This is a genomic window from Candidatus Paceibacterota bacterium, assembly GCA_035583355.1.
Classification (GTDB): domain Bacteria; phylum Patescibacteriota; class Minisyncoccia; order Phycocordibacterales; family UBA6899; genus JAJZQJ01.
This window is the reverse complement of sequence record DATEZQ010000007.1, coordinates 1-12,738: the sequence shown is the minus strand read 5'-3', so window position 1 is coordinate 12,738 and position 12,738 is coordinate 1. Positions and strand designations below refer to the sequence as shown.

Below are 12,738 nucleotides of genomic sequence, written 5' to 3'. Positions count from 1 at the left end.
AACGGTGTGTTTAGTTACCAAGAATATTCTCTGCCGTACCGCGAGCAATGAAAATGATGGTTTCAGCTGAAAAGACGACTGCTGCGGCGATAATAGCACCCAGAAGGCGTTCTTTTGCTGTTTTAATCTGAGCAGAATCACCCTTTGCAGTTGCCATCTCAAAACCAGAATAAATGATGACAATTGCAATTGTAGGCACAACAACCCATCGAGAGACCACTAAAAGAAAATCAATGAAGTCCCACATCGTAAGACCAGTACCCGGCGCAGGGTTCTGCAACTTCACTTGAGCAAATGCAACAAGAGGAAGAGCAATAAGTAGAGGCAAAATATAACGTCTCATATTATCCAAGTAGAGAGAAGTTATCTGGGAAGAGCAAACTAAAGACGAGCTTTACGATGAGAAATGCGGAAAGCATGACAGCGTACCCGATGAGGGTATTTTTGAAAATAGCTCGCGCTGACTTTTCAGCACCCGTGTCGCCACCACTCCATACTAGCTTTGCTCCCGCATATGCAAACATCAGGACTGCAATTGGTGTTGCGAGTTGATAGATAACAAAATTCAAGGTTGATTGAATGAGATTCATTAGATCAATGAAATCGCACTGCTGAGCATCAGCGACGGGTTCCCCGTTGACTGAATAACCACAGGGAACCATCCCCGAAGCAGTTTTACCTTGCGCTGTTACAAAGACAGGGAGAAGAAACAACAGAGAAATCAGTAGGGTTCTTTTTGTCATAGTTATTTTCCAAGTCGTCCAATAATTGCGGTTAACTCCTGTCTCAAGAAATTCGCTCCACGATCAGGGACTGGGAAACGGCCAGAAGATAGACCCTCAACCATGTCACTAAATGCGGTGCCAGACTGATTTACTTCTGGGTCAAGCCATGAGCGCGAACGCAGTGCGGCATCATAGAAATATGGCTGGATCGCGTCGGTTTGCTGCTTTGCAAGCAAATCGCGTCGCGCAGGAGGGAGAAGTGAAATCTTAGACCACTTCGTAATGAAATCAGCATCACCGACGATTGCAAGGAGTGCATTGAATGCATTTGTGCGCTGCAATCCCGACTTCACGACAGCAAGTGCATATACCTCTGCACCCGTGGACTCTGTTCGCACTGTGCGCATCTGTGGAAGCTGCGAAAGGCCAAAATTCAAATGTGGATTCTTGTCCTTGATAATCTTGTAATCACTTGCTCGTCCAATGTACATCGCAAGCTTATCTGCAAGAAATACATCACGGGATGCAGGCAGAGTGCGGTTCCAACTATAGAGTGTCTTATTGGGATTTGCGAAATCCATATAGAAACGAAGGGCTGAATCAACAGGAGGCTCACCAGTGGTCTTAATTTCACTATCGACAGACACTACCGTCTGTCCTGCTTCGCTACGATATACGAGCGGAACTCCAACCTGCATCAGCATTGCTGCAATAATGTCTTTTGCATGGGTGATATTTCCATACTCACCCATTGCAATAGCGGAATAGTCAAATGTACCATCGACAGCAGTGCGCTTCGTGAGCTTCGGCTGCATTGCAAGCACCTCATCCCAGTACTTTGGTGGATTAATAATATTCGCATTAGTGAAAAGGTCTCTATTCCAGTAGAGCACCATAGGATCGAGTACAAGTGGAACACCAAGCACTCCTGTAGGTGCAAGGAATGCTTTTGCTGAATCTACATACCGCTGCTGGAAAGTTGGAATGGGAAGCTGCGTATACGCTATTGGCTGGAGCTTGCTTTCAAGCCTCAACACCTTGCTATTAGAAAGGAAAATCAAATCAGGAGCCTTATTATCAGCTATTGCCTCGATGAAATTACGATCGAATGCATCTTCCTTCTTGTACACATAGGTAATATTGAAATCCTTTCGGTGAATTTGATTGAAATCACTAATTGCATCGCGCAAACCATTCACTGGATCAATATCGCCCCAGATAGTGACCTTCACCACCTGGTCCGCCTTACTCGAATCGCTAGTACCCTGAGAGAAAATATATATCGCCACAACGATAGCAATTGCGAGTACTCCCAAGAAAATGTTCTGAAAATCGAATTTCATATTATACATAAGTATAACACAAAAAGTGAACACGAAATTGATCGTATTCACTCTAGTGAATGAGAATATATGGCTAGAGGACTAGACGGCAAATCGCTTTGACGCTCCAGAAGATGGAGAATGTACACACAAAAGCACCCAGTGATGATCACCGCCCGAAAGCTCGAGCTGTACATCAAATCCGGCCTTTTTTGCAAGTTCAGCACCGAGCTGCTTTGAAACTACCTGTGCTGCTTCTGGCCCCATTCCTTTGTAAGGACCACTCCAGTCGATGAGCAGCAAATGACCTCTTGGGCGCAACAACCTTGCCGCCTCCAGAAGCACTACATCACGATGCTCGGTACAATACAATGTGTTTGAAATGACCACCAAGTCAGCCATACCATCTGCTAAATGTACGCCACCTTGCTGCTCAATATCAGCATGTACAAAAGCGACATTCGACAGGTGCTCATCACTAACCGTATGTGCGAGCCGGGTAAGCATATCTTGCTGCACATCTACGGCATATACCTTCCCCCCACCATCAGCAAGAATTTTTGCCAGTTCAAGGGTATATACCCCACTCCCTGCACCGAGATCGATAGCAATCTCAGTTCCCGAAAGAGGAAGCTGCGCGATTACTTCTTTTGGATCAATAAACATATATGTATTATATCCTACCTACAATTTTCCGCATTATTATTCTTGATTTAAAATTTTAAATATATCAAGATTGAAAGGCATTTGCAGGTTTCATAATCTATCATTAAAACAAAAAAACTTCTGAATTTGGATGAATTTGCCTTGCATTGAAGTTTATCGCAAAAACAAAAAACCACAGATTTTGGATGCAGGTAGCCTTGCTGGAGGCATGCGAACTCTAGCGAGCCGTAGGTGTTCTACGGTGAGCGAGTCGCATGCCGAAGCATGGCAAGATGCGCCAAAATATGCGGTTTTAGGATGCCATAAGTTTTTGGACCTGATCCTTGTACTCCATCATCACAATCATCGTCGCCTTATTCTGATCCATTCCACCATCAGTTTTTGCCTTGATCTTCATTGCGATCTCTTCAAAAAGCTTTGGATTCTTCACCACAACATTGATGATCTTCTCCTGCTGATCCTTAGGAATATTTCCCATCTTGCTCTGCAAGAGCTTCTTCATTAAAAATTCTTTGAACATGTTTTTGAGTATAACATTGCTAAACTTTTAATCAACCCAAGAAAAATATACGGTAAAGTGCAACAAGCGCGATAATCACCCATGCGACATTCACCACAAGAGATGACCAAGCGGTCTTCTTGAATGTGTAATACACGAATGCAGAACCGCCTACCAAATTCATTATCTGATAGACCGTCGACGAGCTCTCCACGACACCAAAGCTATTCAAAGCAAATGCACCAAGCACCATGATAGATCCGAGCACGCCGATTGCCTCTAGCAATGTATTATCCTGCATAGATTATTTTTCTCCAAGTGCGCGGATAATTGCGATCTCAATCGGAAGTGTCGGGACAATCGCTGCCTTCGACAACTCTCCTGTACGCAGAAACTCAAGTAGTGTGTGGGAGTTAATGCGCTTTTCCTTACTATTTGCAAAAATTCGAATAAGCGCAACATCATCGGGGGAAAACTCTTCCGCGATTGTAGCCTCCATTTGTGGTGCGTAACGCAAGAGAAGCACTGCACGCAACTTCATGAGTACAAGGCGCATAAAGAATGTCATGTCAACATGCTCCATATCAGCATCACGAACGGCAAGGAGTGCATCCTCAGAATTACCGGAATCAATACCACGGAGAATGCGATTAATAATCTCATGACGTGGAGCACCAATGATACGAGCAACAACATCCGCTGAGAGTGCCTTCTTCCCTTCCGCAACGGTAAGTACTTTTTCAAGCACAGAGAGCGTGTCGCGATAGGACCCATCACCAGCGAGCGCAACAAGCTCAGCTGCTGCGACATCCATCATGAGTTCTTCTTTCGTAACGACATCCACCACATACTGCGCAAGATCACGCATGATTGGCTGCTTGAAGGCAAACGCCTGACAGCGCGAAATGATCGTCTGCGGAACTTTTTCGAGATTCGTCGTTGCAAGAATAAACATGACGTGTGCGGGCGGTTCCTCGAGCGTCTTAAGAAGTGCATTGTATGCCTCCTTTGTAAGCATATGCACCTCGTCAATGATGTAACACTTACGCGGTGAGGAGAACGGCATTGTACGTACCGCCTCACGGAGTTCACGCATATCATCGATTGTACGATTCGATGCGGCATCCATTTCGTAGAGATCCTCTGCCTCTACACCAGCCGACTTCGCAAAAATTCGGGCAACTGTCGTCTTTCCCGTTCCTCGGCCCCCGTAAAAGAGGTATGCATGCGCGATCTCATTCTGTTTTGCTTGTCGGCTTAAGACGTTAATGATTTCGTCTTGTCCACGTACATCAGCGAATTCCTGAGGGCGATATTTTCGGTAGAGTGCTAGTTCCATATATGATGTGTTCAGTATATCATAAGCAAAAAACCACGTAAATTACGTGGTTTTTTGCTTTGCTTACCTGAAAAATTAGAACCACCATGCTTTGATGGTGGTTCTAATTGAGTTGATGTGTGCCGCGGTGGCGGCTCATCTACAGGCAAGAACGCCTGGTCCCCGAAGGGGCGTTCTTACTTGCCGATGAATTCCCTATTATTCATATAAGGCCTAAGGACTTCTGGAATCTTGATAGTTCCATCTGCCTGCTGATAGTTCTCAACAATAGAAACAAGAATACGCGGAGTTGGAATCGCAGTACAGTTGAGTGAGTGTGCGAAGCGAAGCTTCCCCTCATCATCACGGTATCGGGTATTCGTACGCCTCGTCTGGAAATCATGGAAATATGAAGCTGATGAAATTTCGCGATAGGTCTCTTCTCCTGGAACCCAAAGCTCAATATCATACTTCTTCACTTGACCAAGGCCGAGGTCTCCACCACAGTTCGCAACCGTGTGATATGGAATACCAAGAAGCTCAATGAGCTCTTCGGTGTTACGGTTGATCTCCTCATGCATTTTTACTGACACCTCGTGACTTGCTTCACAGAGCACAACTTGCTCCCACTTGAAGAATTCGTGCACACGAATAAGTCCGCGCACATCCTTACCGTGAGCTCCGGCCTCTCTTCGGAAGCAAGGAGAGAACGCAAGAAACTTCTTTGGAAACTCTGCCTTCTCCAGTACTTCGTCGATATGATAGCCCATCATTGCGACCTCTCCAGTACCTGCGAGAAATTCTCCATCCTGTGTCTTGTAGAGATCATCCTCGCCTTGAGGTAGATAGCCTGTACCGAGCAATGTCTCACGACGAACGAGTGATGGCACGAGCATTGGAGTAAATCCTTTCTTTAACCAATGATTGAGTGCGAGTTGCCACACTGCATTTGCGAGTAGGAAACCATCATTCTTGAGATAGTAACCGCGAAAACCGGCGACTTTTATGCCGCGCTCAAAGTCAGCCATATCGTGCGCAAGCATAAGATCAACATGATTCTTTGCAGGGAAACCGAACTTCGTTGGCTCTCCCCACTTATGGACTTCCTTGTTGTCTGCATCAGAAAGACCATCAGGAACGGTGACGTCAGGGACATTCGGAGCCATGAGCATGCTGTAGCGCCAATCGGTCATGACTTGCTTCAGCTCATCCTCTTTTACAGTAAGTTTTTCTTTCACGATACGCATTGCGTCAATACGTGCAGTACGATCTGTCTGATCGGTTGCACTGGCGATTGCTGCATTTGCTCCATTCTGCTCTGCACGAAGTGCCTCTACTTCTTTGAGTACATGGAGACGCTTATCATCAAGTGCGCAAAGTGCATCGACATCGAAATCAATGCGCTTCTTTTGAGCAGCTGCTTTTATAAGATCGGTATTCTCGCGAATGAATTTTATGTCCAACATAGTCCTTATACTATAGCAGAAGCCCCACAAAAGGCCAATTCACGACTCGCTGACGAGACAGCTATGCACATAGATAGATACTATAGTGCATGATATAGTACAAGCAATGCACTCTGTTAATTTGAATACATATTTCCCCCTGCGCGTAAAAGTTCCAGAACTACTCTATATTATAGGAGCATTACCGCCCCCGGAGTATAAGCGTATCGTGATTGTCGGTACGCGCAAACCTTCGTCTTATGGAATTGCCTGTACTAAATCCATTATTGATGGACTTGAAGGATATCCAATTACCATTATTTCTGGGATGGCACTCGGTATCGATGCGCTAGTCCACCAAAGGGCACTTCATGCGCATCTCCACACTATCGCCTTTCCTGGCTCGGGGATTAACAAAGCAGTGCGCTACCCAAAAACCAATGTGCACCTTAGTGAGCAAATCATCGACGCCGGTGGGGCATTACTCTCTCCATGGGAGTCGCAAACCGCTGCCCCATGGACATTCCCGGTGCGCAATCGCATTATGGCTGGCATCGCTGACCTTGTGATCATCATCGAGTCGACAATTGATTCGGGCACAATGATTACTGCGCGCGCAGCACAAACACTCCATGTACCGCTCGGTGCAATTCCCGGAAATATAGACAACCCTCTTTCAAGTGGTCCAAATCTTCTTCTCCAAGAAGGAGCACACTGCATAACAAACGCATCAGTGGTACTCAAGCTGATCGGTATAGACCAAACCAAGAATATTCCCCAACATGAAGATACAAATGCAACAATACACCCACTCTTTGCGCACATAACTCAACCGATGCACAAAGACGAACTGATGCAACTCTCAGGTCTTTCTGCTTCTTCGCTGAATAGCGAGATCACGCTTCTTGAACTTAATGGAATGATAAAGATTGATGCTCAGGGAATGGTAAGAAAAAATTGCTAACATTTGCTATAAATATATTTCTGTGGTACAGATATACACCATGAGCAACTCGTCCGCAAAAGGAAAGACACTTGTTATCGTTGAGTCTCCCGCGAAAGCGAAGACTATTGAGAAATACCTTGGTGCGGATTATATCGTACGCGCTTCTGTCGGACATGTGCGCGACCTTCCTAAATCAAACAAAAAAGCCATCGATATCGAGGCTGGTTTTGTGCCACACTACGAAGTATCACCTGACAAAAAGAAGATTCTCTCAGAATTGAAATCACTCACAAAGGAGGCCAAGGCGGTCTTCCTCGCAACCGACCCCGACCGTGAAGGAGAAGCAATCGCATGGCACCTTGCCGATGAACTAGGACTAAAGGATGCAAAGCGCATCAAGTTCCATGAAATCACAAACACTGCAGTCAATGAAGCCGCAAGCCACCCACAGTCTATAGATATGAACCTTAAGGTGGCGCAGGAGGCGCGACGCGTGCTCGATCGCCTTGTTGGCTATGATCTCTCTGGCCTCATTTGGAAGAAGGTCCGCTACGGACTTTCTGCGGGTCGCGTGCAGTCGCCCGCACTCCGCATCATCATGGAGCGCGAGCGCGAGATTCGCGCATTCATACCAGAAACATTCTGGCGACTTTCTGCTGATGTTGCGACCACCAAAAAGATTCCACTTACGCTCGATTGTAGCGAGGAGCCACGCGACAAAGACCGCATGGAATTCATCAGGAAAGAGGGTGAGGCGGCAAAGATTTGGACCGTGCGCGACATTAAAACAAGTGAAGCAAGTCGCAGCCCCAAGGCTCCGTTCACTACCTCGACACTCCAGCAAACCGCTTCCACACGACTCGGGTACTCCCCTTCACGTACGATGCAGATTGCACAGAAACTTTATGAAGTAGGTCTCATCACCTATATGCGTACAGACTCGACGAATCTTTCGAAGGAGGCGCAGCACGGGATCTTCAGCACTATCGAATCACTCTGGGGAAAGGACTACCTTCACCCTCGCACATTCAAATCAAAATCAAAGAATGCTCAGGAAGCCCATGAGGCCGTTCGCCCTACGGACATGCATAAGAAGACCGGTGGTACTACCCCTGAACAACAGAAGCTCTATAGGCTCATCTGGCAGCGCACAGTGGCATCGCAAATGGCTGATGCACGCGTACTCCGTACCAAGATATCAGCTGGAGTTGGCGTGAAAGATTTCCCAGACTTTGCCGTGAATGGCGCAATCATGCTCTTTAAGGGATGGCTGATGGCAGACCCCGATGCAGAGGGCGAGGAGGTCACACTCCCTGAGCTCAAAGTCGGCGATGAGCTTTCGCTTAAGCAGCTTAATGTTGAAGAGAAGCAGACCGAACCACCAGGACGCTATACTGAGGCAGGACTCGTCAAGGAACTTGAGAAGCGCGATATTGGACGACCGTCGACCTATGCTGCGATCATCAAAACAATTGTCGACCGCGGATATGTCGAAAAGGAAAACAAGTCACTTAAGCCTACAGATACCGGGGACGTTGTGTCTTCGTTCCTCGAGGAGCACTTTGCAAAATACATCAGCGACACTTTTACTGCTGAAATGGAGCAAGAGCTTGATGATCTCGCAGACGGTTCACGCAAATATGTGCCTGTAATGACTGAGTTTTATACAGCATTCCACGAAGCCGTTAAGGCGAAGGATAAAATTCCAAAGGTGACAAACCTCGGAGATGCTGACGAAAACATCCACTGTCCAAAGTGTGATGGTCCGATGATTATCAAGCTCAGTAAGTCAGGAAAGTTCCTTTCATGTGCGAACTTCCCTACTTGTGATGGTGCACGCACTGAAGCAGGCGAAGTTATCGAAGGCCCAAAGCCTACGGGCGAGAAATGCCCAAAATGTGAAAAGGGCGACCTTGTCGAGCGCAGTGGACGTTTCGGAAAATTCATCGCTTGTTCTACTTACCCAAAGTGTAAGTACATCAAGAATGACCCAACACTGAACCCAGTAAAAAGCAGTGGCGTCAAATGTGACGTTTGCGGTAAAGGAGAAATGATAGAGCGTAAAGGACGTTTCGGATTCTTCTGGTCGTGTAGCAATTATCCTGATTGTAAACATGCCATCAAAACGAAGCCGACAGGAAATAAGTGCCCCATCTGTGGAGCTCTTATGATGACTGGTACAAAGACGATTCCTGAGCGCTGTAGTGTAAAGACGTGCCCAATGCACAATCCTCACAAGCTAAATAAAGAAAAAGCAGCCGAATAGGCTGTTTTTTCTTTATTTTAGCTATCAATATTTTTACTTCTCACAAAAGACATATTGCTGTATATTGGGAACATGGAACACATCACGCCCCTATCTGAAATTCTCGACGTGATGCGCAGTCGCACAAACGAGGACCATGGACTGGTCGCTCGCGCGTATGACTATGCACAGACTGCACACGGTGGCCAGAAACGCTATTCTGGAGCGCCGTATTTTGTGCACGTCTCTGCAGTAGGACTCACCCTCGCTGAAATGGGTATGGATGCAAAGGTCATTTGTGCAGGCCTCTTGCACGATGTCATCGAGGATGCAGCGCGTACTGACGAAGATATTATCTCGGAATTCGGAGTTGAAGTACTCGCACTCATTCAAGGAGTTACAAAGCTTGGAAAACTCAAGTATCGTGGAGTGGAACGCCACGTCGAGTCACTCCGCAAATTGCTTATCGCTACTGCAAAAGATATCCGTGTGATCATTATCAAGCTTGCGGATCGTTTGCATAATGTTTCTACGCTCAAATATGTCCCTGAACACAAGCGTGAACGTATTGCACTGGAAACACTCGAAATCTATGCTCCAATTGCGAACCGACTTTCAATCGGATCAATAAAAGGTCTTCTTGAAGACTATGCATTTCCTTATGCTTATCCCGAGGAGTACAAAAAGGTAGAGGGCATTGTAGCGACTCATCTCAAAAACAATGAGCAACGCATTGAGAAGATGTATCGCATGATGCAGATGGAACTTGCGAAGAATGGTATTACCGATATCCGTGGATCATTCCGTTCAAAGCGTACGTATAGCCTCTACAAGAAGCTCCTGAAGCATGACATGAATATCGACAGCATTTACGATATTCTCGCTATCCGTATCATCGTGCCGAATATCGGTGATTGTTATCGTACACTTGGGATTGCGCACTCTATCTGGAGACCACTCCCCGGCCGCATCAAGGACTACATCGCATTCCCAAAACCGAACGGCTACCAGTCACTCCACACCACAGTGTTTACTGGAGATGGAAGTTGTCTCGAGATTCAGATCCGCACACCGGAGATGGACCAGGAAGCAGCACTTGGAGTCGCAGCACACTTCGTCTATAAGGAGGAATCACAAAAGGCAGGAAAGTCGTTGCCATCGAAGTTTGCTTGGGTGAAAGAGGTCGGCAAGCTCCAAAAAGCTGCTGAGTCTGGAGACTACATGCAAGCATTGCGTACGGATTTCTTCGAGGATCGTGTCTTCACCTTCACCCCGCAGGGCGATGTCGTCGACCTCCCTATCAACTCTACCGCTATCGACTTTGCGTACGCAATCCACTCTGACATTGGTGACCATGTCGCAGGAGCAAAAGTAAATGGAAAGCTTGTTTCGCTTGATACAGTACTACGTTATGGAGATATCGTTGATATCGAGACGAAGCGTTCGGCAAAACCATCTAAAAAATGGCTTGACTATGCGAAGACCACACTAGCAAAGAGGCATATTAGACAAGCATTAGCGGCACAGCAAATTTCTCTCTAAACAAAAAACACCCATTGGGTGTTTTTTAAATATTGAATCCACTTACAGAATAGAGGTCTTCATCGGAATCAAGTGATGCACGCTGCTCATGCGAACTGCGATCATCAAGTGGCTCTTCTATTTCTGAACCCTTAAATAATTCTTGTGGAATAACCTCAGAGATAGCCTCAGATACCGAATCACTTACAGGATATACAGGCTGCTCCTCAATATAGTGCGGCGTATCGACTGCAGGAGCATCAACCTGATGGAATGCCTGAGGGATTGAAGTTTCAGGATGTGTATGAGATTCGGCATCGCGCTGATATGTACCATATGCAGGATAGCTCGCAGCAGCAGAAGCTATAACCGTTGTCTCAAGCACCGCTGGCGTAGGAGCTGGTGATGCCTCGAAACGAATTGGGGTTGCACCTTGGATATTCTCCATCTCGCGCTTCCCTGCACCCATAATGCCATCGCGTAGCGCACGTGCGTCTGCGAGCGCATTGCGGGCATTAATACGATCGATGAGTGCTTGCACATCCTCGGCAGCAAAGAAATCAATGACAAGGCGTCCGCCCTTCTCTTTAGCTTCGATATGCACCCGAGTACCAAGCGACTCCTCAAGCTCTGCTTCCATACGAGTCAGCTTTGGATCGATGTTCACTTTCTTTCGAGTCTTCTCTTTTGCAACATGACGAGCCACTTGTTCCGCCTCACGCACCGTAAGCTTCTTCCAGAGGATCTCTTTGAAGAGTGTTGACTGTTCCGCCTGCCTGTCATTAAGCATAAGGAGCGGACGTGCGTGGCCCTCAGAGATCTTTCCGGTCTGGAGCGCAGTCATGATATCTTGAGGAAGCGCTAATAGACGAAGGCTGTTTGAGACATATTCACGACTCTTACCAACCTTCTTAGCAATCTCCGCATGCTTCAAAGAAAACTCATTAGCAAGACGTGCGAATGACAATGCGCGATCAACAGGATTGAGGTCTTCACGCTGAAGGTTCTCAATAATGGCAAGTTCAAGCTTGAGCTTCGGGTCAACAAAACCTTGCTGAATAAGGACGGGAACCTGCGTAAGCCCTGCAAGTTTACTTGCGCGCAAACGACGCTCACCTGCAATAAGCTCATACTCGACGGTCATACCGCCATCCTCTATGATATTCTCCTTACGAGTTACGGTTAGTGGCTGGAGGATACCATACATACGAATGGAGTCAGCAAGATCACTCAAATGGCGTTCATCAAATTCCTTTCGTGGCTGGTATGGATTCGGATGGATCTTTTCGACTTCTACCCAGAAAATTGTGTTATTTACGAACTCAGACATGGGTGCATTGTAGCAGGTGTTTGACCTTCTTGCACTGTGCATAAAAGGTGCAAAAAGGCCGGACTTGCCGGCCTTTACAAAGTACGTACTTTTACTAATCGAGCATGAACATGACACCGACCACGATCACAGTGAACGCCACCTCAGCGGCGCGCTCCCAGAATCGATAAGCCGACGTGTTCGGCTTGTCGGCATCTTCGAACAAACGCGGGGGAAATAACATATGACCTCCGAGTAACACTGAACCGATTATACGTATTTTCACCAGCCAAGCAACAGGAATTGCGGTTTCATCATTTTTTGCTATACTGCCCCCATTGCCGGAGTGGCGTAATGGTAGCCGCGCTCGACTCAAAATCGAGTATCGAAAGATGTGCGGGTTCAAGTCCCGCCTCCGGCACAGTGGCAGAAAAAAGAGCGAAAGCTCTTTTTTCTTTTGCCACTGCGACCGGAGACGGGACTTGAAAGACGGAGCCGGGTACTGTCACCCGGCGCAGATTTTATCCGAGCTTCGCTCGTGATAAATCCAGCCGCGTGCACGGTCGGCGAGTCGTGGCGACGGCCACTTAGTAGTTTAAGTGCCCCGCACTTAAACTACTTTGTGAGCCGTGCCAAGGCCCGGACTCTGGTTTTGCACGCGTAGCGTTCCAAGAGTCAAAAACCGGAACGGTTTTTCGGCTCCCCCTAGTATCAGATATATCTTATTCAGTGCGCTCTTGCG

Annotated in this window: 13 protein-coding genes and 1 tRNA gene; 4 read left to right on the top strand and 10 right to left on the bottom strand. The window is 47.0% G+C overall.

The genetic code is table 11. The features are described from left to right. Window positions 1–10: 10 nt before the first annotated feature. The 8 genes from VJ579_03375 to serS form a co-directional block, all read right to left on the bottom strand. On the bottom strand, window positions 11–343 hold the full coding sequence (locus VJ579_03375) for a hypothetical protein (GenBank protein HXK38083.1): 333 nt from the start codon (window positions 341–343) through the stop codon (window positions 11–13). Window position 344: 1 nt separating this feature from the next. Continuing rightward, on the bottom strand, window positions 345–743 hold the full coding sequence (locus VJ579_03370; protein HXK38082.1) for a hypothetical protein: 399 nt from the start codon (window positions 741–743) through the stop codon (window positions 345–347). A 2-nt stretch (window positions 744–745) separates the two neighbouring features. Continuing rightward, window positions 746–2,068, bottom strand: coding sequence for an extracellular solute-binding protein (locus tag VJ579_03365; protein HXK38081.1), 1,323 nt, complete (start codon window positions 2,066–2,068; stop codon window positions 746–748). Between the two features lie 81 nt (window positions 2,069–2,149). Further along, entirely contained in the window at window positions 2,150–2,713 is a 564-nt protein-coding gene (locus VJ579_03360) for a class I SAM-dependent methyltransferase (GenBank protein HXK38080.1), read from the bottom strand. Window positions 2,714–3,005: 292 nt separating this feature from the next. Next, window positions 3,006–3,233, bottom strand: coding sequence for a hypothetical protein (locus tag VJ579_03355; protein ID HXK38079.1), 228 nt, complete (start codon window positions 3,231–3,233; stop codon window positions 3,006–3,008). A gap of 31 nt (window positions 3,234–3,264) precedes the next feature. After that, window positions 3,265–3,513: a hypothetical protein gene (locus VJ579_03350; GenBank protein ID HXK38078.1), complete on the bottom strand. Its 249-nt coding sequence runs from the start codon at window positions 3,511–3,513 to the stop codon at window positions 3,265–3,267. Between the two features lie 3 nt (window positions 3,514–3,516). After that, a complete protein-coding gene (dnaX, locus tag VJ579_03345; GenBank protein HXK38077.1) occupies window positions 3,517–4,551 on the bottom strand; it encodes a DNA polymerase III subunit gamma/tau in 1,035 nt (344 codons plus the stop codon). Window positions 4,552–4,727: 176 nt separating this feature from the next. Further along, on the bottom strand, window positions 4,728–5,996 hold the full coding sequence (gene serS / locus VJ579_03340) for a serine--tRNA ligase (GenBank protein HXK38076.1): 1,269 nt from the start codon (window positions 5,994–5,996) through the stop codon (window positions 4,728–4,730). 106 nt (window positions 5,997–6,102) lie between these two features. On the opposite strand from serS, the gene VJ579_03335 reads away from it, so the two are divergent. The 3 genes from VJ579_03335 to VJ579_03325 all read left to right on the top strand — a co-directional run bounded on the left by VJ579_03335 (window position 6,103) and on the right by VJ579_03325 (window position 10,708). Beyond that, window positions 6,103–6,939 carry a DNA-processing protein DprA gene (locus tag VJ579_03335; GenBank protein HXK38075.1) on the top strand — a complete coding sequence of 279 codons (837 nt, stop codon included), beginning with the start codon at window positions 6,103–6,105 and terminating at the stop codon, window positions 6,937–6,939. A 40-nt stretch (window positions 6,940–6,979) separates the two neighbouring features. Beyond that, window positions 6,980–9,187, top strand: a complete 2,208-nt coding sequence (topA, locus tag VJ579_03330) for a type I DNA topoisomerase (protein ID HXK38074.1) — start codon at window positions 6,980–6,982, stop codon at window positions 9,185–9,187. Between the two features lie 72 nt (window positions 9,188–9,259). Beyond that, a complete protein-coding gene (locus tag VJ579_03325; protein ID HXK38073.1) occupies window positions 9,260–10,708 on the top strand; it encodes a RelA/SpoT family protein in 1,449 nt (482 codons plus the stop codon). A gap of 25 nt (window positions 10,709–10,733) precedes the next feature. Here VJ579_03325 and VJ579_03320 read toward each other — a convergent pair whose 3' ends face one another. Together VJ579_03320 and VJ579_03315 are read right to left on the bottom strand one after the other, a co-directional pair. Next, window positions 10,734–12,017 carry a ParB/RepB/Spo0J family partition protein gene (locus tag VJ579_03320; GenBank protein HXK38072.1) on the bottom strand — a complete coding sequence of 428 codons (1,284 nt, stop codon included), beginning with the start codon at window positions 12,015–12,017 and terminating at the stop codon, window positions 10,734–10,736. 94 nt (window positions 12,018–12,111) lie between these two features. Then, entirely contained in the window at window positions 12,112–12,240 is a 129-nt protein-coding gene (locus VJ579_03315; GenBank protein ID HXK38071.1) for a hypothetical protein, read from the bottom strand. Window positions 12,241–12,336: 96 nt separating this feature from the next. Between VJ579_03315 and VJ579_03310 the strand changes: the two genes are divergently transcribed. Further along, window positions 12,337–12,417 (top strand) — tRNA-Leu (locus VJ579_03310). The last annotated feature ends 321 nt before the right edge of the window (window positions 12,418–12,738 follow it).

Bases quoted from the DNA above. Each gene is read 5' to 3' on its own strand.
- VJ579_03320 (HXK38072.1), bottom strand. From the start codon at position 12,017: ATGTCTGAGTTCGTAAATAACACAATTTTCTGGGTAGAAGTCGAAAAG.
- VJ579_03350 (HXK38078.1), bottom strand. From the start codon at position 3,513: ATGCAGGATAATACATTGCTAGAGGCAATCGGCGTGCTCGGATCTATC.
- VJ579_03325 (HXK38073.1), top strand. From the start codon at position 9,260: ATGGAACACATCACGCCCCTATCTGAAATTCTCGACGTGATGCGCAGT.
- VJ579_03360 (HXK38080.1), bottom strand. From the start codon at position 2,713: ATGTTTATTGATCCAAAAGAAGTAATCGCGCAGCTTCCTCTTTCGGGA.
- VJ579_03365 (HXK38081.1), bottom strand. From the start codon at position 2,068: ATGAAATTCGATTTTCAGAACATTTTCTTGGGAGTACTCGCAATTGCT.
- VJ579_03355 (HXK38079.1), bottom strand. From the start codon at position 3,233: ATGTTCAAAGAATTTTTAATGAAGAAGCTCTTGCAGAGCAAGATGGGA.
- VJ579_03375 (HXK38083.1), bottom strand. From the start codon at position 343: ATGAGACGTTATATTTTGCCTCTACTTATTGCTCTTCCTCTTGTTGCA.
- topA (HXK38074.1), top strand. From the start codon at position 6,980: ATGAGCAACTCGTCCGCAAAAGGAAAGACACTTGTTATCGTTGAGTCT.
- VJ579_03335 (HXK38075.1), top strand. From the start codon at position 6,103: ATGCACTCTGTTAATTTGAATACATATTTCCCCCTGCGCGTAAAAGTT.
- dnaX (HXK38077.1), bottom strand. From the start codon at position 4,551: ATGGAACTAGCACTCTACCGAAAATATCGCCCTCAGGAATTCGCTGAT.
- VJ579_03370 (HXK38082.1), bottom strand. From the start codon at position 743: ATGACAAAAAGAACCCTACTGATTTCTCTGTTGTTTCTTCTCCCTGTC.
- VJ579_03315 (HXK38071.1), bottom strand. From the start codon at position 12,240: ATGTTATTTCCCCCGCGTTTGTTCGAAGATGCCGACAAGCCGAACACG.
- serS (HXK38076.1), bottom strand. From the start codon at position 5,996: ATGTTGGACATAAAATTCATTCGCGAGAATACCGATCTTATAAAAGCA.